Here is a 20,627-nt window from a genome sequence, read left to right as displayed (position 1 = left end):
ATCAGGTAGCATATTCGGGCAATAACCAACCCAACTCTGTCTGACGCAGAGCTGGCGCGACCGCACGGCGGCCGCGGTCCCCGATCTGAGGGCGACCGTCCCGGCATCTACCACGGTCCCGCGCGAGAGGACGGCTCTCGGCGCGCTCCGCGGCAATCCCGGTTCGAGTGCGCTACCAGACGGCAGAAAGGCCCGGCCGTGGCATCCACGGTCACCAAGCGAGACGGCACCACCCAGTCCCCTCAGTCCTCCGGGAAGCGTCCCGGATACGGACAGCTGCTGCGTACCCGCGGCGCGTGGACGTTCCTGGTCCCCGGCTTCCTGGCCCGCCAGCCCTTCGCGATGCTCACCATCGGCATCGTGCTGCTGGTGGAGCACACCACCGGTTCGTTCGGCACCGCCGGCGCGGTCTCCGCGACCGCCGGTGTCTCCATGGCCCTGTGCGCGCCGCAGAGCGGCAAGCTGGCCGACCGCTTCGGGCAGGCCGCCGTGCTGCTGCCGGGCGTGCTGATCCACGCGTCGGCGATCTCGCTGCTGACGGCGCTGGCCCTGCTGGACGCCCCGCTGTGGGCGCTGTTCGCCGCGGCCGTGCCGGCCGGTGCGTCCGTGCCGCAGATCGGCCCCATGGTGCGCGCCCGGTGGGCGGCGAAGCTCGGGGGCTCCTCGCCGGACGGGCGGGACGCCTCGCCGCTGATGACGACGGCGGCGGCCTTCGAATCGGTCACCGACGAGTTCACCTTCGTGATCGGGCCGGTGCTGGCAACGGCGCTGTGCGCCGGGATCCATCCCGCGGCCGGGCTGATCACCGAGGCGGCGCTGACGGTCGTCGGCGGACTGCTGTTCGCCGCGCAGCGCGCCACGCAGCCCCAGCCGCACCGGGGCGGGGCCGCCCGTGCGGGGTCCGGGGCGGACGCCGTCGCGGCGGCGGAGTCCGGCCGCTCGGCGCTGTCGGTTCCCGGCGTACGGGTCCTGGCGGCGGTGTTCCTGGGCATCGGCGCGGTCTTCGGCGGCATGCAGGTCTCGCTCACGGCCTTCACCGAGGACCTGGGCCAGCCCGGCCTCAACGGCGTGCTGTACGGGATCTTCGCGGCGGGCAACATGCTGGCCGGTGTCGCCTGCGGCGCCATCCAGTGGCGGCGCAGCCCGCAGTGGCGGCTGCTGACCGCCTACCCGCTGCTGACGCTGGCCACCGCCCCGCTGTGGGCCGCGCACGCGGTGCCGCTGCTGGGCGCGCTCGGCCTGCTGGTCGGCCTGTGCATCGCCCCGGCGCTGATCACCGGCTACACGCTGGTGGAGTCGCTGGTCCCGGCGCACGCCCGTACGGAGGCGTTCACCTGGCTGACCGGTGCGGTGGCGCTGGGCCAGGCGGCCGCGGCGACCGCGGCCGGTCAGCTGGCGGACGGGTTCGGTCCGAGTGCCGGATTCCTGATTCCGCTGGCCGGAACCGGCCTCGCATTGGTGACCCTGGTTGCCCTGCGCGGGCGGCTGGTCCCGGCGTCGTCGGGGCGGGTGGCCGCACGTGGGGTCGGTCACCGTGTGACCGTCTCGGTGGACTGACAGGCCGGAATACTGCACTATGGAGCGTCGTTAGCACTCATCGAGTGAGAGTGCCAGGAGGAGCAAGTGCCGACCTACCAGTACCAGTGCACCGAGTGCGGTGAGGGCCTCGAGGCCGTGCAGAAGTTCACCGACGATGCGCTCACCGAGTGCCCGAGCTGCAAGGGACGCCTGAAGAAGGTGTTCTCCGCGGTCGGCATCGTGTTCAAGGGATCCGGGTTCTACCGGAACGACAGCCGTGGCGCGTCGTCCAGCAGTACCCCGGCCAAGCCCGCGGCGAGCTCGTCGAAGAGCGACAGCGGCTCGTCGTCCTCGGCCTCCTCCTCGAACGGTTCGTCGTCGTCCGCTCCGTCGACCTCGTCCTCGTCGGCGGGCAGCGCCTCCTCGGCGGCCTGACCTCCCTGTCCACCTCTCGGCCCCCGCCTGTCGCGTCGCGCGACGGGCGGGGGCCGAAGTGCGTGCGGGCGCGTCCGAAGGACGTACGGACACGGCCAAAGGGCCTACGGGCACGGCCGCTAGGGTGACGGGCATGGTCGAGACGAGCAGCACGCAGGCGGACATAGGCGTCATCGGTGGATCGGGGTTCTACTCGTTCCTCGACGACGTGACGGAGATCACGGTCGAGACCCCGTACGGGCCGCCCAGCGACTCCCTGTTCCTCGGCGAGATCGCCGGGCGCCGGGTCGCCTTCCTGCCCCGGCACGGGCGCAAGCACCACCTCCCGCCGCACCGGATCAACTACCGCGCCAACATGTGGGCTCTGCGGTCGCTGGGTGTGCGGCAGGTGCTCGGGCCGTGCGCGGTCGGCGGCCTGCGGGCCGAGTACGGACCGGGCACGCTCCTCGTACCCGACCAGATCGTGGACCGTACGAAGTCGCGTACGCAGACCTTCTTCGACGGGGAGGCGCTGCCCGACGGCAAGGTCCCGAACGTGGTGCACGTGGCCTTCGCCGATCCGTACTGCCCGGCCGGGCGGCAGGCGGCAGTGGCGGCGGCACACGGCCGCGCCTGGGAGCCGGTGGACGGCGGCACGATGGTCGTGATCGAGGGACCGCGCTTCTCCTCCCGCGCGGAGTCGAAGTGGCACGCGGCGCAGGGCTGGTCGGTGGTCGGCATGACGGGCCACCCCGAGGCGGTGCTCGCCCGCGAACTCGAGCTCTGCTACACGTCGCTGGCCCTGGTCACGGACCTGGACGCGGGCACGGAAGCGGGTGAGGGCGTGTCCCACTCGGAGGTCATGCGGGTGTTCTCGCAGAACGTGGGACGGCTGCGCGAGGTGCTGTTCGACACCGTCCGCGCACTCCCGGAGACGGGCGGGCGGAACTGCCTGTGCACGACGGCGCACGACGGCTGGGACCTGGGGATCGACCTGCCGTAGTCGGCGGGGCGGCGTGGCCCGTGGGCGGCGGCGTGACCCGCGGGCGCCGGTCCGCGGTCCACGGGCGGCGGTCCGCTCCGGCGCGACGCCTCGGGTGGCGGTCAATCTGGCCGGACAACCCGCGCGGTCAGCTCTCCGGCGCGGCGCCCGCGCGGGTGGCGGAGTTGTCCACAACCGGCGGGTAGTGCACAGGCCCCAGCGGGATCGTGCGGGGGCGGGCACCGTGGAGGGACCGACAACGGCTTCGGCCCCTCCCGACAGGCGGTGATCGCCATGCCTCCGACCTCCTCCCGGCCTCCTCTCGCCGCTCCCTCTCCTCACGTCACTCCGCCCGCTTCTCACACGCCTGTGCCCCCGCCCGCCCGCTCCGCTCCCCCGGTCCGCGACATTCCGGGGTTCGGGCCGGTACGGGTGCCTGCTCAGGGGCGGCATCGGCACCGGCTGCGACGGGCGGTGCGGGGACGGCGCGCGCCGGTGGCCGCCGCCGTCCTGGCAGTGGCCGCCGCCGCGCTGGCGGTCGCGGCCCCGCGGGGCGACGGAGCCGCACGGGACGGTGCCGAACGCGTCACAGCCTCCGGGGCGGCACCGGGCCGCCAGGTCGCGGTGGGCGACCCGTCCGGGCCGCGCCGACCGCGCCCCGAGCGACGGCCGGGCGACGTGGTCGCGGCGCCGGTCCGGATCGCGGACGCGGCGGCGGCACGGCTGCTGCGTCCCGGGGACCGGGTGGACGTGCTGGCGGCGGCGGGCTCGAAGGCGACCGTGATCGCGCGGGGCGCCCGGGTCGCGAAGGTGCCCGGAAGTCCGCGGAGCGCGGCGGGCGAGGTGACCCTGGACGACGAGGCGACGGGCGGCAGCGACGGCGCTCTGGTCGTGCTGACGGTGCCGCGGACGACCGCGACGGCGCTGGCCGGCGCTTCGGTCACCTCCCGGCTGGCGGTGACGTTGTGGTGAGTCGGATCGTTGTGGTGAGTCGGATCATCGAATCGTCACTTCGCGTTCCCTTGGAGTGGCTGCACCGCCGCCGAGCGCCGCTCTACCCTGCCTTACGCTCCGGAACGAGTTGTTCCGATCGGGGCGTGGAGAGAAAGAGGCAGCGGGTTGGCCGGCGAGAAGAAGAACGTCCTGGAAGGCTTCAAGACCTTCCTGATGCGCGGCAACGTGATCGATCTGGCCGTCGCGGTCGTGATCGGTGCCGCGTTCACCTCTGTGGTGAACAGCCTGGTGAAGGGCGTGATCAATCCTGTCATCGGCGCCTTCGGCACCAAGGACCTGGAGAGGTACCGCTCCTGCATCAAGGGCACCTGCAAGACCAACGCGGCCGGGGACGTCATCAGCGGCGTCCCGATCCTGTGGGGCACGGTGCTCAGCGCGGTGCTCACCTTCCTGATCACCGCGGCCGTCGTGTACTTCCTGATGGTGCTGCCGATGTCGCGCTACCTGGCGCGCAAGGCCGCCAAGGAGGAGAAGGCGGAGGAGGCACACGCCGAGGCGGAGGCCGAGGAGATCGCGCTGCTCCGGGAGATCCGCGACGCACTGATCGCACAGCGCGGCACGGGCCCCGGACCTTCCGGCCCTGGTTCCGACTCCGGCTCTACAGGTGGTGGGGCGGCTTCTCGTCCAGGAAGCGACTGAGGTCGGCGGCGCCATCGGCGCCGCCGGGGGCCCGCTCTCCCCATCCCTGGTCCGTATCATCCGAGGACTGTTGCGCGAGAGGATCATCGAAGATCAGCGCGGCGGCCGGATCGCGCGGTCCAGAGGCGGGGGCGGTACTCATACCCCCAGGGTACGACCGCTCCGGCTCAGCGCAGCGCCTCGTGCCACCACAGGTCCCGGCCCGGCCGCCACGCCACCGGGCGGGCGGCCCGGTGCACGACGAGGACGTTCCGTACGCCGGGGCAACCGGCCAGGGCGCGGTCCATGACCGGCTTCATCGGCCGCAACTCACCGGCCACGTGGTCGGCGTCCGCGGTGATCACCACGGCGGCATCCAACGCGCCCAGCCGCTCACGCAGTTCGTGTGCCTGGAGCCCGACCGGCAGGCTGGAGCGCACGGCGTCCATCTGGCCGCAGGCGAGGGTGGCGATGATGGACTCGGGGACGAGTGGCAGATGCACCGCCACCCGGTCCCCGGCCCGCACCCCGAGCCGGGTCAGAGCAGCCGCCGCCCGAGCCGCCTGGTCCAACAGCTCGTCGTGCGTCAGCTCCTCGGTGCAGTCCGGCTCGCTGATCCAGCGGAGTGCGACCCGCGCGGCCTGCCGGGCGGCGGCGGCGAGTGTCTGCGCCCCTTCCGTCCGAGCGGGAGGGGCCACGGTCAACGTCCGGCGGACGGGGTCAGTCTGCATGCCGCAGAGCCTGGTCCACGGCGATCAACGTCCGCTCAACGTCGGATATACGTCGCGCCGAACAGCCGGATACCCGATCATTTTCACCAGAGCTGGCATATCTCTCGATTCCATACCGTGACGGCAGCCCGGCCCACGCCGTCGGCCGCCCGAACGGCAGGCACACAGGGACGTAGGCCGATGAGTGACGATCAGCCCCTCGGCGCCGGGCATGCCCGGCCCGCCCCGCCGCTGCGCCAGATGACGGCACGGGACCGGGAGGAGCGCCATCGGGCGGCCACCCCGCTGGAGCTCTTCTTCGATCTGTGCTTCGTCGTCGCCGTCGCCCAGGCGGGGGCCCAGCTGGTGCACTCGGTGGCCGAGGCGCACACGGGCAGCGGGATCGCGGGCTATGCCATGGTCTTCTTCGCCGTGTGGTGGGCCTGGATGAACTTCTCGTGGTTCGCCTCGGCCTACGACACCGACGACGTGCCCTACCGGGTCGTCACGCTGATCCAGATCGCGGGGGTGCTGATCCTCGCGGCCGGGGTCGAGCGGGCCTTCGAGGACCATGACTTCGCGGTGGTGTGGTTCGGCTATCTGGTGATGCGGCTGGCCATGGTCACCCACTGGCTGCGGGCCGCGTCAGGCAGCACCGGCGACGAGCGCCGCACGGCCGTCCGGTACGCGCTGGGGGTGGCGGTCTGCCAGGTCGGCTGGCTCGGGCTGCTGGTGCTGCCGGAGGGCGGCAGGCCGTGGGCGTTCCTGGTCATGGCGCTGGCCGAGTTGGCCGTTCCCCCGTTGGCCGAGCGGTCCTACCGGACGGCGTGGCACCGGCATCACATCGCGGAGCGGTACGGGCTGTTCACCATCATCGTCCTGGGCGAGACCGTCGCGGCCGCGACGGTAGCGGTGCAGTCGGCGGTGGAGGACTCGGAGGAGCTGAGCGACCTGCTGCCGATCGCCGGCGGCGGACTGCTGATCGTGTTCGCGGCCTGGTGGATCTACTTCGCGGTGCCGATCCACGAACACCTGGCGTCCAACAGGCAGGCGTTCGCGTGGGGTTACGGCCACTATCTCGTCTTCGGCTCCGCCGCGGCGATCGGCGCGGGGATCGAGGTCGCCGTGGAGCAGTCGGTCGGCAAGGCGCACATCTCGACGGCCGCCGCGTCCGCCGCCGTCACGGTGCCCAGCGCGCTCTTCCTGTTCACCGTGTGGCTGCTGCACGCCCGCCACTTCAAACGGGGGGCCGGCCAGCTGACACTGCCGGTCGCGTCCACAGCCGTACTGGCCTGCACCTGGGCGGGGGACGCGGCGGTACCGGCCGCCGGGCTGGTGTGCGCGGCCACCGTCGCCGTCGGTGTCACCATCACCGCCCGGCAGCAGCGGGCCCATGCCTGACAGCGCGCGGCCCGGCGGGCGGCCGGAGAGACCGCCCGATACGCCGCCGGAACCACCACCCGGCACACAGCCGGAACCACCACCCGGTGCGCAGCCTGAACCACCGCCCGGTGCACCGTCAGGGCCCCGCCCCGGGGCCCGGGACGCGCTGACCGACGTCCCGGGGCTGCGCGTCGGGCACGTGCAGCGCGTCGGCGGCGGCTGGCTGACCGGCACCACGGTGGTGCTGGCGCCGCACGGCGGCGTGATCGCCGCGGTCGACGTGCGGGGCGGCGCGCCCGGCACCCGCGAGACCGACGCCCTGGATCCCCGGAACCTGGTGCCGCGCATCGACGCCGTCGTCCTGACCGGCGGCAGCTCGTTCGGGCTGGACGCGGCGTCCGGAGTGGCCGGCTGGCTGGAGGACCAGGGGCGCGGCTTCCGGGTCGGCCCGCACCCGGCGCAGGTCGTCCCGGTGGTCCCCACCGCCGTCCTGTTCGACCTGGGCCGAGGCGGTGACTGGCGGGCCCGGCCGGACGCCGCCCTGGGCCGGGCCGCCGCCCAGGCCGCCGCCGATACGGAGCCGGGCGCGCCGGTCGCGCGCGGCGGAGTCGGGGCGGGCACGGGCGCGGTGGCGGGCGGCCTCAAGGGCGGAGTCGGGTCGGCGAGCGTGGTGCTGCCGTCCGGCACCACGGTGGCGGCACTGGTCGCGGTGAACGCGGCGGGATCGGTGCTGGACCCGCTGACGGGCACGCTGTACGGCCAGGCGTACGCGTGGGGCTGGGGCCCGGGGTACGGGGGCGGGGCGGGGGGAGGGGAGGGGGCGGGGGGAGGGGGCTCCCCTATCGCCCGGACGCCGCCGCGCACGCCGAGGCGCTGCGCCGCCTGGAGGAGGCACGGGCCGAGTCGCTGCGCCGCCTGGCCGCCACCGCGACTCCGTCGTACAACAGCACCCTGGCAGTGGTCGCCACCGACGCCGCGCTCACCCGCGCCCAGGCGCAGAAGCTCGCGGGCACGGCGCACGACGGTCTCGCGCGCGCCGTTCGGCCGGTGCACCTGCTGTCGGACGGGGACATCGTGTTCGCCCTGTCGACGACCACCCGTCCGCTGCTGCCGGAGGGCGCGGGGAACACGGGCGCGCCGGAGTTCGAGGTGCACCGGATCGCGGCGGCCCTGGACGAGGTGCTGGCGGCGGGCCCGGACGTCCTCACCCGCGCCGTGGTGGACGCGGTGCTGGCCGCCGGGGGCGTGGACGGGCCCGGCGGGGTCTTCCCGTCGTACCGCGACCTGTATCCCGGCTGTCCGGTCCCGCCCGGACGCGGTCACCGTCCAACGTGAAACTGGACGTCGCCCAACGGGACGCCTCACGCCGCCACGTGACGCCCCACGCCCCTTCAACGCGACGTCCGAATGCCGCCGGATTCCCCACCCGCGCCGCTCCAAGATCGAGTCATGTCCCCGGTCTTCGCAATCGAGAGGCGAACGAACATGGCAGCACTGGACGGCAAGGCGGCGCTGGTCACCGGCGGCAGCCGCGGTATCGGCGCGGCGGTGGCCCTGCGCCTCGCCCAGGACGGCGCCGACGTCGCGCTGACGTATCACAGCGATGCCGACGCGGCGGCGAAAGTCGTCGACGGCATCAAGGCCCTGGGCCGCCGCGCGTGGTCCGTACGTGCGGACAGCTCCGACCCGGAGGCGGTGCGGGCCGCCGTGGCCGGTGCCGCGGCGGAGTTCGGACGGCTGGACATCCTGGTCAACAACGCGGGCACCGGAGTGATGGGCCCGGTCGGCGATCTGTCGCTGGAGGATGTCGACCGCGTCCTGGCGGTCAATGTCCGCGCCCCGTTCCTGGCGGCCCAGGCCGCGGCCGGGCTGCTGCCCGAGGGCGGCCGCGTCATCGGCATCGGCAGTTGCATGGCCGAGCGCGTCACGTTCCCCGGCGGCTCCCTGTATGCGATGAGCAAGAGCGCGCTGACCGGCCTGACCAAGGCGCTCGCCCGCGAGCTCGGCCCGCGCGGCATCAACGTCAACCTGGTCCACCCCGGGCCGATCGACACCGACATGAACCCGGCCGACGGCGAGAGCGCCGCCATGCAGAGCGGCCTCACCGCGCTCGGCCGCTACGGACAGCCGTGGGAGGTCGCGGCGACCGTCGCACACCTGGCGGGCGACGGCGGCCGGTACATCACCGGGGCCTCCATAGCGGTCGACGGCGGCTTCGCGGCCTGAGCGGCGACAGCGGCAGAGGTAACAGCAGGAGAGGGAGAGGTAGGTGGCAGTGTGGGAGCCCCGGCGCTGGGGGGGAGTTGCGCCGGGGCTCGTCTTTGGGTGACGGAGCGGCCTCCGTCAGGCGGCGGCGTCGAAGCCGGTGTCGCGCGCCATCTTCTTCAGCTCCAGCAGTGCGTGCTTCTCGATCTGCCGGATCCGCTCGCGGGTCAGGCCGTGCTCCTTGCCGACCTCGGTCAGAGTCCGCTCGCGCCCGTCGCTGATCCCGTAACGGGCCTTGATGATCGACGCGGTGCGGTCGTCAAGCCGTCCGATGAGGTTCTCCAGCCCCTCGCTGCGCAGCAGCGTCAGCACGGACTGCTCGGGCGAGACCGCCGAGGTGTCCTCCAGCAGGTCGCCGAACTGGGTCTCGCCCTCGTCGTCCACCGACATGTTGAGGCTGACCGGGTCCCGTGCCCAGTCGAGCACGTCGGAGACGCGCTCCGTGCTGCTCCCCAGCTCAGCGGCGATCTCCGCGTGCTCGGGCTCGCGTCCGTGCTCGCGGTTGAACTCGCGCTGCACCCGGCGGATCCTGCCGAGCTCCTCCACCAGGTGGACGGGAAGCCGGATGGTGCGGGACTGGTCGGCGATCGAGCGGGTGATGGCCTGACGGATCCACCACGTGGCGTACGTGGAGAACTTGAAACCCTTGGCGTAGTCGAACTTCTCGACCGCGCGGACCAGACCGGCGTTGCCCTCCTGGATCAGGTCGAGCAGCGGAAGCCCGCTGCGCGGGTAGCGGCGTGCGACCGCCACCACCAGACGCAGGTTGGAACGGATGAAGATGTCCTTCGCGCGGGCGCCTTCGGCGGCTATCGCCTCCAGCTCCTCGCGGCTCGCGCCTGCAGCAGCGTCGGAGTCGCTGATCTCGCCGTCCAGGATCTGCTGGGCGTAGACCCCGGACTCGATGACCTGGGACAGCTCGACCTCCCGCGCCGCGTCCAGAAGCGGGGTGCGGGCTATCTCGTCGAGATACATACCGACCAGGTCGCGATCGGCGATCTCCCCGCTCGCGGCGCGAACACTGCTGCCCCCGTCAGCACCGCTGGTGCTGGCCTGACGACGGGCGACGGCACGGGTTGCCATGCGTGGTGCTCCCTTGCGGTGAGTCGGTCGCTGGACAGTGGACGGAACGCCTTACGGGTGCCCCGTTCGATGGAAACAACGACTGGAATCCGGACAGAATTCCCTCGCCACCCACCTGTTTTCGTGATCATGCAGTACCCTGCCCCGCCGCACCCGGGGCGCGCAGCGGTGCGGGTCCTGGACGTGCAGGTCAGACCCGGTGGGGAAGGCGCCGTCCGTGGCCGCTCTCCCACCGGTGAAGACGGCTCGCGCCCGCTCCTGGTTGCCTGGGGCGCCGATGTCGGCCGGGCCGCGCAGAGGCGCCCGGCCGCCCCAGAGGCTCGGCTGATCGAGTTGCCGTCGCGGGCGGACGGGTGTGACCTGTTGGTCAGGGCACCCGGCCTGTCGGCCAGGGCACCCGGAGGAAGGAGCCTGCCATGAACGCGCACGCCGCCGCTCCGTCTCACCGCTTCCGCTTCCATCTCCCGACCGCGGGCGCGCTTCCGGCCACCTTCGGGATGGCCTTCGGCGCCTGGATCGGCTGGCTGGAGCACAAGCACGGCACGTCCATGGGATGGGCGGAGGTGCACGGCCTGCTGGCAGCCGCCGTGATGGCCGGGCTCTGCCAGCTTGTCGGCGCACTCCAGCGGAGTCCCAAGGCCATCACGGAGCTCAAGGCCGTGGCGTACGGGTCCGTGTTCGGCGCGGCGGTGGGCTACGGATACGGCTCCATGGGAGCGACGACCCTGGCGGCCTCGCTGAAGGGGCTCATCTTCGGCACGATCATGGGCGGGATCGCCTTCTACCTCTTCCACACGCATGAGCCGTCCCGCAGGACGGACGCTGTCGCCTCCGCGTCGATCCCCCCGATCGTGCTGATGGGGACCCCGGTCGGCCCGGCGCAACCCGCGGCCAAAGGCGCCCTGGAACCCTCGAAATCCGCCCCTCCGGATTCGTCGTCCCGCGCCCTGCCGGAATCTCCGGAGCAGCCGGGCGGCACGCGGCCGTAATCCCGCGCACCTTCCGGTGCCGCGACCGCGGTCCTAGGCCGCAGGGCCCGCCAGGTTCGGCCCCCGGCCCGTTCTCCCGGCCGGGGGCCACGCCTAGCGTCGGCCCATGACCCCACCGCAGCAGCAAGGACAGGAACAGCGGCAGGAACAGGAACAGGGACAAGTACGGGGACGGGACCGAGAGCGCACCGCGACCGGTGCGCTGGACGAGGCACTGGAAAGACTGCACTCCCGGGGCCCGGAACGGCTGGGGCGGCTCACCAACCACGCCCCGATGGCCGTCGAGGCGCTGACGGCGCACGGCCACAGCGAGCGCGTGCACCGCTGGCTGGATCTGTACGCCCGCAAGCTGGAGGACTTCCCCGCCGCCACGGGCGTCCCCGTCACCAACGCCACCTGGCGCTCCGCGCTGGGCGATCCGCGCCGCGCAGGGGACTGGATCGGCTACTTCACGCGCACCATCGCCGAGCGTCCCTGGCGGGATGTGCTCATCGAGTGGTGGCCGCGGCTGCTGCCGGGGATCGCGGGCGGTTCCACGCACCCGGTGATCCGGGTCGGTCACGCCGTACGGACCTTGCTGCGATACGGCGAGACCGCCCCGCGCCGTACCGAGCTGGCCCACGGCCTCGGCTACTGGGCGGCCCGGCACCACCCGCTGCCCGGGGCCGCCGCCCCGGCGGGATCGGCGGCCCCGGGGACGGCGCTGTGGTCCGTACCGGCCGTGCCCGTCCAGGAAGGCGGGCTGCCCGACCGGTTGGCGCAGTTGGAGGCGCTGCCCGCGTGGACCGCCGCCACCGCCGCGCTGCGGCCGCCGACCGGGCCCGAGGACGCGCGTGAGGGGCTGGCCGCGCTGGTGGCGGCGGCCACGCACCGCTACGCGGCCCAGGCCGAGGCGGAACCGATCATGCTCGTGCATGCCGTGACGGCTCCGAACGCCGTTCTGCGCACGCTCCCCGCGCTGCCGCGCGCGCTGTGGGTGCCGAGCCTGGGTGCGGCGTGGGCGGCGAGCGCGGCGGTGACGGCGGCGTACGCTCCCGGACCGCCGGGCGAGAGGGACGAGGAGTACGCGGCGTACGCTCCCGGGCCGCCGAACAGGGCGGACGGGGAGTACGGGGAGTACGCGGACGGGGAGTTCGGGGAGCACGAGGGGGGCGGTCTGGCCGAGGCATTCGCGCGGGCGGTCGAGCACGGCGACGAGCACGCGATCAAGCTGGCGGACAGCGCGCTCGATGTCGCCCGCGCGACCGGCTCCCCGGCGGCGTCGGCGGCGTCGGCGGCCGTGACGCGCGCCTGCGCGTTGATCACTCCCCTGCGCTGACGGCCTCTCCTCCGCCCGGTCCGTCCGGGCCTCAGGCCCTCAGGCCCTCAGCCGAACTGGACCGACCGCTTCGCCAGCCCCATCCAGTAGCCGTCGATCACCGACCGCTGGCTGCCGAGGTCGTTCTCGGCGGCGCCGAGCGTGACGAACAGCGGCGCGAAGTGCTCGGTGCGCGGGTGGGCGAGCCGTCCGGCCGGGGCGGCCTGCGTGAAGTCGAGCAGGGCGTCGACGTCGCCGCCGTCCAGCGCCCGCCGCCCCCAGTCGTCGAACTCGGCCGACCAGCTCGGCACCCCGCCTCCGGACTGCCGGAGGGCGGCCAGGTTGTGGGTGAAGAAGCCGCTGCCCACGATGAGCACGCCCTCGTCCCTGAGCGGTGCGAGCTTGCGACCGATGGCCATCAGGCGCTGGGGGTCGAGCGTGGGCATGGACACCTGGAGTACGGGGATATCGGCGGCCGGGAACATCTCGACGAGCGGTACGTACGCGCCGTGATCGAGGCCGCGGTCCGGGATGTCCTGCACCGGCGTGCCCGCCGCGCGGAGGGACTTGGTCACCCGCTCGGCGAGTTCGGGGGCGCCGGGCGCGGCGTACCGCACCTGGTAGTAGTGCTCGGGGAAGCCCCAGAAGTCGTGGACGAGTGGCACGGTGCGGGTGGCGCCGATGGCCAGCGGCGCCTCCTCCCAGTGCGCGGAGATCATCAGGATGGCCGTGGGCCGGGGCAGAGCGGCCGACCAGGCGGAGAGCTGGCCCGGCCAGACGGGGTCGTCGGCGAGCGGCGGGGCGCCGTGGCTGAGGTAGAGCGCGGGCATACGGCCTGACGTCGGAGCGGGGGCGGTGGAGGAGGACATGGAGCGGCTCTCCGATCAGTTACTTGAACTCTCAAGCTCACCGAGGCCCACCATATCGACCAATTGTTTAATCTTCAAGAAGCCGTCCGTACACTGGCACTGTGGAAGCCAAGAAGACCGACCCCGCAGATCAGCCCCGCTGGCTCAGCGATGAGGAGCAGCGCACCTGGCGGGCCTATCTGCACGCCACCACACTGCTCGAGGACCATCTCGACCGTCAGCTGCAGCGGGACGCGGGCATGCCGCACATCTATTACGCGCTGCTGATCCAGCTCTCGGAGGCGCCGCGTCGGCGACTGCGGATGACCGTCCTCGCCCAGCAGACGAAGATCACCCGCTCCCGGCTGTCGCATGCCATCGCCCGGCTGGAGAGAAACGGCTGGGTGCGCCGGGAGGACTGCGCGTCCGACAGACGCGGTCAGAACGCGGTGCTCACGGACGAGGGGTACGAGGTGCTGCGGCAGACCGCGCCCGGGCATGTCGCCGCGGTGCGCTCGGCGATATTCGACCGGCTGACCCCGGAGCAGGTCGCCCGACTCGGCGAGATCTGCGCCATCGTGGCCGAGGGGCTGCAACCGGAGGGCGCGGATCTGCCCTGGCTGCGCTGACCGTCCGGCCGGCCCGTCCGACCGGCCCGCTCGGCACCTCCACCGCACACGGACGACGAACGGGACGGCCCCGGCTCCGCGCATCGCGGGGCCGGGGCCGTCCCGTCGCTCTCCCTCCGGAGTGCCGGAGGCCGGTCAGTGCGCCATCACCGGGATCGGCGCGTCCTGCCCCTCACCGTCACCGGAGCCGGCGACGGTCTGACCGAGGTCCGGCCGCCCGGCGTTGATGAAGACCACCACGACCGCCGCGGCGAACAGCAGGATGCCGACCGCCCACCAGATGGCGACCGAGAAGCCGTGCACCATCGCCTGGGCCTGCATCAGCTCGGCCGCCTTGGCGCCGTCCGCGGGCGACTTGCCGAACGCGGCCTCGACGGCGCCCTTGTGCGAGCTGGCGTACGCGGTGGTGGCGCTGGTCGCGATGGTGCTGAGCAGCGCGGTGCCGATGGCGCCGCCCACCTGCTGCGAGGTGTTGACCATGGCCGAGGCGACGCCCGCGTCCTGCGGCTGCACCCCGTGTGTGGCCAGGCTCATGGCCGGCATGAACGCCGTACCCATACCGAGGCCCATGATCAGGAACGCCGGGAGGATCAGCGCGGGGTAGGAGGTGTCGAGGTCGATCTGGGTCAGCATCAGCATGCCGACGGCGGCGGCCAGGAAGCCCGGCGCCATCAGCAGTCGCGGCGCGACCCGGGTCATCAGCCGGGTACCGATCTGGGTCGAGCCGATGATCATGCCCACGATCATCGGGAGGAAGGCCAGACCGGTCTTGACCGGGCTGTAGCCCCGAAGGTTCTGCAGGTAGAAGGTCAGGAACAGGAACAGGCCGAACATGCCGATGATCGCCAGACCCAGCGACGCGTAGGCGCCGCCGCGGTTCCGCTCGGTGACCACGCGCAGCGGCAGCAGCGGGGCCTTGACCGTGGACTCGACGAACACGAAGGCGATCAGCAGCAGACCGGAGGCGACGAACATGCCGATGGTGAGGCCGTCGGACCAGCCCTCCTCGGCCGCGCGGGTGAAGCCGTACACCAGGGCGACCAGGCCGGTGGTGGCCAGGATGACGCCGGGGATGTCGAGCTTGGCGGGGTTACGGCTCTCCGAGGGCTCGCGAATGACGAGGATGGCGCCGGCAGCCGCGATGACCGCGAACGGGATGTTGACGAAGAAGGTCCAGCGCCAGTTCATGTACTGGGTGAGGACACCGCCGAGGATGAGGCCCACGGCGCCGCCACCACCGGCGATGGCACCGAAGATGCCGAACGCCTTGGCGCGCTCCTTGGTGTCGGTGAACATCACCGCGAGCAGCGAGAGCGCGGCCGGGGCGAGCATCGCGCCGAACACGCCCTGGAGGGCGCGGGAGCCGAAGAGCATAGCGGGGTTCACCGCGGCGCCACCGAGCGCGGAGGCGGCGGCGAAGCCGGCCAGACCGACGATGAAGGTCTGCTTGCGGCCCCACAGGTCGGCGAGCCGGCCGCCGAAGAGCAGCAGGCCACCAAAGGCGAGCGCGTAAGCGGTGATGACCCACTGCTTGCTGGCCTCGGATATGTCGAGGGCGTCCTGGGCGTGGGGCAACGCGATGTTCACGATCGTCGCGTCGAGCACGACCATGAGCTGGGCCAGGGCGATGAATATCAGCGCTTTCCAGCGCCGCGGGTCGAGTTGGGGAGCCGTTTCAGGCATGGGTGGGCCTACCTAGCGGTGCGGAGAGTGAAAACGGGACGGTAAGTCTGGAACGCGAGGGCGGGCGGGCTACGGGACGGATCGCCCGGATCCGGTCATGACTGCTGGCGTCGCAGGTCCTCCAAGGTCGCGGCGGAGCCGGAGAGTTCGGAGCGCGCCGGCGTCATCAGGCCGTCCAGGAACAGCTGGAGATGCCGGTGCACGAATCGGTCGAAGTTCATACAGCCGCCCCCAGGCTCCTCCCCCGGACTTCGTCCGGGAGGTGCCCCCAGGCGGGACCCCCAACCCGGCAGCGGTCTGGTGAGCTGGGTCAGGGCGACCATCAGGTCACCGACGTCGATGTCGGTGCGCAGCTGGCCGGTGTCGCGCGCGCTCCGCATGAGCGCCTCGATGGCGGCCTCGAGCCGCCCCTTGGCGGCTACATGGTCGGGGTGCTCTCTGTCGATCCCGTCGGAGAGGAGCGGGCACAGGGCTCCGATGCGCTCGTCCGCCGCCGCGTGCACGAAACGCCGCAGCGCCTGGAAGGCATCGCTCTCCTCAGCTCGGGCCGCCTCGGCCTGGTCCGCGATGCGGCCCATGACCGAGAGGGTGACATGGTGGATCAACTCGCGACGGTCCGCGAAGTGCCGATAGATCGTGGCATTCCCGACGCCCGCTCGTCGAGCGATTTCATCGAGGGGGACCTCCGCCCCGTACTCGACGAGCACCTCGCGGGCGGCCGCGATGATCCGCTCCCGGTTGCGCAGCGCGTCCGCGCGCAGCCGGGGCTGCGCGGCCTTGGCACCCGCCTTGGCGGTCGCGGCGGCGGCCGTCTTGGCGGCGACCCGGGCGGCGTTCCTGTCGGCGGCGGCCTTGGCAGCCTTGCCGGTTCCCGCTGCCTCGGCGGCGCTTCCGGCAACACCCTGTGCGGCGTTCCCGGTGGTGCTGGCGGCCACGAGCGGCACTCCTTCCCCCACGTTCGTATGCGGATGCCCGGATGCTTCGGGCATCCGGCCGTCACGCATATCTCGTCTGTCTTGTCGCGGTGTCCGGCTTCCGGGGAGCGATTCCCCGTTTCGCCGAACACTTGTCTAAACGGGGAGACCATCCCCGGATATTTCACGGCGGCCGTGTGACGTGCATCACGATCGCGTGGCGCGGGGTTTCACACCTTCCCGGCCGGGACGTCCCCCGCATGGGCCGGGATCGCCACCCGTTCGGCCGCGCCGCACGGGCACCGCCTCCCCGCCGCCCGCACCGTGGTCGGCAATGAGGAACCAACGCCCACGAGGCCCGCGAATACGCCGCCGGCGAATACGTCGGCCCCGGAACCCCCGGGGCCGGATATCCGCCCGCCGCACCGCGCTCGCCGCCACCGCCACCCTCGTCCTGGCCGTCTGCGCGCCTGCGGCTTCCAACGGCGCACGGGCCGGACCGCCGGCCGCCCGCGCCCCCGCCCTGCCGGGGTCCGCCACCCCCGACGACGGCCTGTCGTGCACACTCGCCCCCGGACCGGACACCCGGATGTCGGAGGGCATGCCCACCGCGCCGGGCTACAGCCGCAGCACCGGCACCGTCCACGCCCTCACCCTCATGATCGACTTCCCCGACACGCCGGGTGAGGGGACGGCGCGGCAGCGCTTCGCGGAGTTCTTCCCGCGGACCGCGCAGTGGTTCGCCCGCGGTTCCTACGGCCGGCTGGACTACCGGCCGGCGGCACCGGTCGACCGCTGGCTACGGATGCCGCACACCTTCCGCTCATACGGCATCGAGCGCGGCAGCACCTTCGAGCCCGGCTACCGCAAGCTGCTCCGCGACATCGCGCGGGCCGCCGACCCGCTGGTCGACTTCCGCCGCTACGACCTGGTCAACGTGCTGATCACGCCCAATGCCGGACCGCCCGCCGCGCACACGGTCCTGTCGGTGACCTTCGCCGGGAACCGGGAGGCGCCCCGCGCCGACGGCGTCCCACTCGCCAACGTCTCCTTCATCTACAGCCGCCAGGACGACGGCACCGGCTCCTTCGCCGCCAACGGCTACCGCGTCCTGCCGCACGAGAACGGCCACACCTTCGGCCTCCCCGACCTCTATACGGCGCAGGGCGCGGACCACGCCGGTCACTGGGACGTGATGAGCGAGGACTGGGGCGCGGGCAACGACGTGTTCGCCTGGCACAAGTGGAAGCTCGGCTGGCTGACCGAGGATCAGGTGGAGTGCGCCGCCCGGCCGGGTGACTCGACCTACGCCATCAGCCCGCTCGGGCGCCCCGGCGGCGGCACCAAGCTGGTCTTCGTCCCCGCATCGGACTCCGCGGGCTACGCGATCGAGGTCCGTACGAACGAGGGGAACGACGAGGGCGTCTGCCGGCCGGGCGTCCTGATCTCCCGGCTGGACACCCGGGCCGACTCGGGCGAGGGCCCGATCACCGTCATGGACGCCACGCCGGACAGCGGCGGCTGCACCCGGCAGCCGAACGTGCACCCGGAGCTGAGCGACGCCGCGTACCGCTCAGGTGGGCACCTGGACGACCGCGAACACGGGCTCCGGATCACCGTGACGGGACAGGACGCGGGCGGCGGCTACCGGGTGAAGGTCACGCGCTCCGCATGACACACGCCGCCGGTGCCCGCATGACGCGCGCCGCCGATGCCCGCATGACACGCGCCGCCGGTGTCCGCATGACACACGCTGTCGGTATCCGTCTGACACACGCCGCCGGTGAGGGTTCCGCTCACACCTCGGCCCAATGACGGCGGCCGAGGCTGATCAGGCGCAGCTGCCGCCGGGCGACCCGCGCGATCCGCCGCTCGGCCTCCGCCTCGCCCCCGCCTCCAGGAACGCCGTCGCCGTCATCACCATGTGGTCGACGTACAGCTCCGCGAGCATCTGGACGTCCTCGGCGCTCCAGCCCTCGGCGACCAGCGGGCCGGCGAACACCTCCGCGACCTCGTCGGCGAACCTGCCGAGCTGCGCCGCGATGGCCTCCCGCACCGGGCGTACGCCGCCGTGCCGTTCGCGGGCGATGAAACGGACGTGGGCGGAGTGGTGGCGTACGTGCTCGGCGACGACCGCCACCGTGGCGTCGATCCGCTCGTCGTCCCCGTTCTGCTCGGCGAGTATGGCGCGCACCATGCCGTGCAGGCTGCCGAGTGCCTCCTCCACCAGCGCGACGCCGAGGTCGGCCATGTCCCGGAAGTGCCGGTAGAAGGCGGCCGGGGCGACGCCCACGACGCGGGTCACCTCGCGCAGCCCCAGGCTGCTCAGGCTCTGGTCCTCCAGGAGTCGCAGGGCTGCATCGAGGAGTGCCTGCCGGGTCTTCTGTTTCTGGGCCTGCCGGACCCCGAGCGTGTGACTCATGTCATTCAGTAAACAACCGTTCTCTCACTTTGGCCAGCGTAGGATGGAGATGTCAGTGAACAGTTGTCATCCCAACTGTTCACTCAACCGAAACACGCAGGCCATCCGCATCCGAGAAAGGCCGCACATGATCTTCCTCGTCGCAGCTCTCCTCCTGATGGGAATCCTCCTGGGCGCGGCGGCACACACCCCGCTCCCGGTGTTCCTCGCGGCCTCGGCCGTCATCGGCACCTGGCTGCTCGTCTTCTTCCTCCGCGAACGGCTCGCACAGAACGCGCGGACCGCACCGAACGCGCAGACCGCCACGCAGACCGCGCAGAAAAGGAGCTGACCGATGAGCACCACGAGTCCGGCCGCCTGGCGCCGCACCGACGCCGACGGCATGGCCGTCGCCTCGTTCGTCATGGGCCTGATCGGCCTTCTGCTGTTCAACCTGGTCTTCGGGCCGTGCGCGATCATCCTCGGCGGCCTCGCGCTGGCCCGCGGCACCGGGCGCCGCGGCCGGGCCCTGCTCGGCATCACGCTGGGCGCGGCCGACCTCCTCGTACTCGCCGCCCTGGTGACGGCCGATCAGTCGGTCATCTGGCAGTTCGGGGGCTGATTCCCGGCGGGTCGCGCAGCGGAGTCGCGCAGCGGAGTCACGGCGGGAGGGGCCCCCGCCACTGGACAACCAAGTTGGTTAGGCTAACCTAACCTCGAACTTGGTCCAGCGGCCGTCCCCGCGTCCGCATCGAACGAAAGACTCCCGCCATGCGCCCCTCCAGAGCCCTCTCCCTCTCCCGCCGCGGCCTGCTCGCCGCGGGCGGCGCCGTCGGCCTCGGCGCCCTGGTCACCGCCTGCGGCGACGACAAGGGCTCGAAGTCCGGCGGCGGTTCGGACAGCGGCAAGGGCGGCGCCTGGTCCTTCACCGACGACCGCAAGAAGACGGTGCGCCTGGACGGCACCCCGCAGCGGATCGTCGCCTACACCCCCGTGGCCGCCGCCCTGCACGACTTCGGCATCGACGACCAGATCGTCGGCGTCTTCGGCCCGACCAAGCTCCCGAACGGCAAGCCGGACCCGATGGCCGGCGACGTGGACGTCAACCGGGTGAAGATCCTGGGCAACGAGTACGACAAGTTCAGCATCGAGGAGTACGTCGGCCTCGAACCCCAGCTGCTCATCAGCAACATGTACGACCCGGGCGCCCTGTTCTACGTCCCCGAGGCCAGCAAGAAGAAGATCTTCAGCCTGGCCGACACCCTCGCCATCAGCACCGCCCGGGTCTCGATGCTGGAGCCCATCAAGCGCTACGCCGAACTGGCCGAGTCCCTCGGCGCCGACCTCAAGGCCAAGAAGGTCACCGACGCCAAGGCCCGCTTCGAGAAGGCCGCCGAGACGCTGCGCAAGACCGCCAAGTCCAGCCGGATCAGGGTCATGGCGTGCTCCGCCAACCCCGACCTGTTCTACGTCTCCAACCCCAAGGTCAATGCCGACCTCATCTACTTCCGCGAGCTCGGCGTGGACTTCGTGGTCCCCGAAAAGCTGGACGAGAACGGCTACTTCCAGTCCCTGAGCTGGGAGAACGCTGACCAGTACGACGCCGACCTGCTCCTCCTCGACAACCGCACCGGGACGCTGCAGCCCAAGGACCTCGCCTCCAAGCCCACGTGGAAGCAGCTGCCCGCCGTCAAGGCCGGACAGATCGCCTCGTGGAGCAGCGAGCCGCGCTTCAGCTACGCCGGTGCCGCCCCGCTCATCGAGTCCCTGACCAAGGCCATCCAGGACGCCAAGAAGGTCCGCTGACCGGCCGGGCCGGCGGACACTTCCCCGTCCGCCGGCCCGGACCACCCGGTTCCCGCGGGCCCCGGGCCCTCAC

20 protein-coding genes and 2 pseudogenes are annotated in these 20,627 nt (G+C 72.3%); 15 read left to right on the top strand and 7 right to left on the bottom strand.

All coding sequences use genetic code 11. The annotated features are described in order from the left end of the window. Positions 1–198: 198 nt before the first annotated feature. The 5 genes from Q3Y56_RS21900 (at position 199) to mscL (ending at position 4,567) form a co-directional block, all read left to right on the top strand. A complete protein-coding gene (locus Q3Y56_RS21900; RefSeq protein WP_304463556.1) occupies positions 199–1,557 on the top strand; it encodes an MFS transporter in 1,359 nt (452 codons plus the stop codon). Positions 1,558–1,623: 66 nt separating this feature from the next. After that, the gene (locus Q3Y56_RS21895; RefSeq protein WP_304463555.1) at positions 1,624–1,953 is read left to right on the top strand and encodes an FmdB family zinc ribbon protein; all 330 of its coding nucleotides are present in this window, start codon (positions 1,624–1,626) and stop codon (positions 1,951–1,953) included. A gap of 133 nt (positions 1,954–2,086) precedes the next feature. After that, on the top strand, positions 2,087–2,935 hold the full coding sequence (locus Q3Y56_RS21890; RefSeq protein WP_304463554.1) for an S-methyl-5'-thioadenosine phosphorylase: 849 nt from the start codon (positions 2,087–2,089) through the stop codon (positions 2,933–2,935). Positions 2,936–3,409: 474 nt separating this feature from the next. Continuing rightward, positions 3,410–3,886: a hypothetical protein gene (locus Q3Y56_RS21885; protein WP_369696775.1), complete on the top strand. Its 477-nt coding sequence runs from the start codon at positions 3,410–3,412 to the stop codon at positions 3,884–3,886. Positions 3,887–4,033: 147 nt separating this feature from the next. Further along, positions 4,034–4,567, top strand: coding sequence for a large conductance mechanosensitive channel protein MscL (gene mscL, locus Q3Y56_RS21880; RefSeq protein WP_304463552.1), 534 nt, complete (start codon positions 4,034–4,036; stop codon positions 4,565–4,567). Here the strand turns inward: mscL and Q3Y56_RS21875 are convergent. Beyond that, positions 4,527–4,709 (bottom strand): hypothetical protein, encoded by a 183-nt coding sequence (locus tag Q3Y56_RS21875; protein ID WP_304463551.1) that lies wholly within the window; start codon positions 4,707–4,709, stop codon positions 4,527–4,529. The two genes, mscL and Q3Y56_RS21875, sit on opposite strands and share 41 nt — an antisense overlap. A gap of 25 nt (positions 4,710–4,734) precedes the next feature. Next, entirely contained in the window at positions 4,735–5,277 is a 543-nt protein-coding gene (locus tag Q3Y56_RS21870; RefSeq protein ID WP_304463550.1) for an AMP-binding protein, read from the bottom strand. A 180-nt stretch (positions 5,278–5,457) separates the two neighbouring features. Between Q3Y56_RS21870 and Q3Y56_RS21865 the strand changes: the two genes are divergently transcribed. From Q3Y56_RS21865 to Q3Y56_RS21855, 3 genes and pseudogenes are all read left to right on the top strand, one after another. Continuing rightward, complete coding sequence (locus Q3Y56_RS21865; RefSeq protein WP_304463549.1) at positions 5,458–6,657, top strand: low temperature requirement protein A; 1,200 nt, start codon at positions 5,458–5,460, stop codon at positions 6,655–6,657. A gap of 166 nt (positions 6,658–6,823) precedes the next feature. Beyond that, positions 6,824–7,974 (top strand): annotated as a pseudogene (locus Q3Y56_RS21860) (P1 family peptidase). 150 nt (positions 7,975–8,124) lie between these two features. Beyond that, a complete protein-coding gene (locus tag Q3Y56_RS21855) occupies positions 8,125–8,865 on the top strand; it encodes an SDR family NAD(P)-dependent oxidoreductase (RefSeq protein WP_304463548.1) in 741 nt (246 codons plus the stop codon). Between the two features lie 117 nt (positions 8,866–8,982). On the opposite strand, the gene Q3Y56_RS21850 is transcribed toward Q3Y56_RS21855, so the two are convergent. Further along, positions 8,983–9,987 carry an RNA polymerase sigma factor RpoD/SigA gene (locus Q3Y56_RS21850; RefSeq protein ID WP_304463547.1) on the bottom strand — a complete coding sequence of 335 codons (1,005 nt, stop codon included), beginning with the start codon at positions 9,985–9,987 and terminating at the stop codon, positions 8,983–8,985. Positions 9,988–10,403: 416 nt separating this feature from the next. On the opposite strand from Q3Y56_RS21850, the gene Q3Y56_RS21845 reads away from it, so the two are divergent. Next, complete coding sequence (locus Q3Y56_RS21845) at positions 10,404–10,976, top strand: hypothetical protein (RefSeq protein WP_304463546.1); 573 nt, start codon at positions 10,404–10,406, stop codon at positions 10,974–10,976. 106 nt (positions 10,977–11,082) lie between these two features. Beyond that, complete coding sequence (locus tag Q3Y56_RS21840; RefSeq protein WP_304463545.1) at positions 11,083–12,294, top strand: questin oxidase family protein; 1,212 nt, start codon at positions 11,083–11,085, stop codon at positions 12,292–12,294. Positions 12,295–12,341: 47 nt separating this feature from the next. Here Q3Y56_RS21840 and Q3Y56_RS21835 read toward each other — a convergent pair whose 3' ends face one another. Next, positions 12,342–13,142 carry a dioxygenase gene (locus Q3Y56_RS21835; RefSeq protein ID WP_304463544.1) on the bottom strand — a complete coding sequence of 267 codons (801 nt, stop codon included), beginning with the start codon at positions 13,140–13,142 and terminating at the stop codon, positions 12,342–12,344. A gap of 101 nt (positions 13,143–13,243) precedes the next feature. On the opposite strand from Q3Y56_RS21835, the gene Q3Y56_RS21830 reads away from it, so the two are divergent. Beyond that, positions 13,244–13,750 carry a MarR family winged helix-turn-helix transcriptional regulator gene (locus tag Q3Y56_RS21830; protein ID WP_304463543.1) on the top strand — a complete coding sequence of 169 codons (507 nt, stop codon included), beginning with the start codon at positions 13,244–13,246 and terminating at the stop codon, positions 13,748–13,750. A gap of 135 nt (positions 13,751–13,885) precedes the next feature. Here Q3Y56_RS21830 and Q3Y56_RS21825 read toward each other — a convergent pair whose 3' ends face one another. Then, positions 13,886–15,433: a DHA2 family efflux MFS transporter permease subunit gene (locus Q3Y56_RS21825; RefSeq protein ID WP_304463542.1), complete on the bottom strand. Its 1,548-nt coding sequence runs from the start codon at positions 15,431–15,433 to the stop codon at positions 13,886–13,888. Between the two features lie 95 nt (positions 15,434–15,528). Further along, entirely contained in the window at positions 15,529–16,194 is a 666-nt protein-coding gene (locus tag Q3Y56_RS21820) for a TetR/AcrR family transcriptional regulator (RefSeq protein WP_304465723.1), read from the bottom strand. Between the two features lie 532 nt (positions 16,195–16,726). Here Q3Y56_RS21820 and Q3Y56_RS21815 point away from each other — a divergent pair. Beyond that, positions 16,727–18,022, top strand: coding sequence for a M6 family metalloprotease domain-containing protein (locus Q3Y56_RS21815; RefSeq protein ID WP_304465722.1), 1,296 nt, complete (start codon positions 16,727–16,729; stop codon positions 18,020–18,022). 121 nt (positions 18,023–18,143) lie between these two features. On the opposite strand, the pseudogene Q3Y56_RS21810 reads toward Q3Y56_RS21815, so the two are convergent. Then, positions 18,144–18,769, bottom strand: a pseudogene (locus tag Q3Y56_RS21810) (TetR family transcriptional regulator). A 127-nt stretch (positions 18,770–18,896) separates the two neighbouring features. Here Q3Y56_RS21810 and Q3Y56_RS21805 point away from each other — a divergent pair. The 3 genes from Q3Y56_RS21805 (at position 18,897) to Q3Y56_RS21795 (ending at position 20,554) form a co-directional block, all read left to right on the top strand. Then, positions 18,897–19,100 carry a hypothetical protein gene (locus Q3Y56_RS21805; RefSeq protein WP_304463541.1) on the top strand — a complete coding sequence of 68 codons (204 nt, stop codon included), beginning with the start codon at positions 18,897–18,899 and terminating at the stop codon, positions 19,098–19,100. 3 nt (positions 19,101–19,103) lie between these two features. Continuing rightward, positions 19,104–19,370 (top strand): DUF4190 domain-containing protein, encoded by a 267-nt coding sequence (locus tag Q3Y56_RS21800; protein WP_304463540.1) that lies wholly within the window; start codon positions 19,104–19,106, stop codon positions 19,368–19,370. A gap of 149 nt (positions 19,371–19,519) precedes the next feature. Then, on the top strand, positions 19,520–20,554 hold the full coding sequence (locus tag Q3Y56_RS21795; RefSeq protein WP_304463539.1) for an ABC transporter substrate-binding protein: 1,035 nt from the start codon (positions 19,520–19,522) through the stop codon (positions 20,552–20,554). Positions 20,555–20,627 lie beyond the last annotated feature (73 nt).

The organism is Streptomyces sp. XD-27, from assembly GCF_030553055.1.
In the GTDB taxonomy this organism is placed as follows: Bacteria; Actinomycetota; Actinomycetes; order Streptomycetales; family Streptomycetaceae; genus Streptomyces.
Note: the sequence above shows the minus strand (reverse complement) of the source record. Positions and strands in the feature narration are given on the sequence as shown.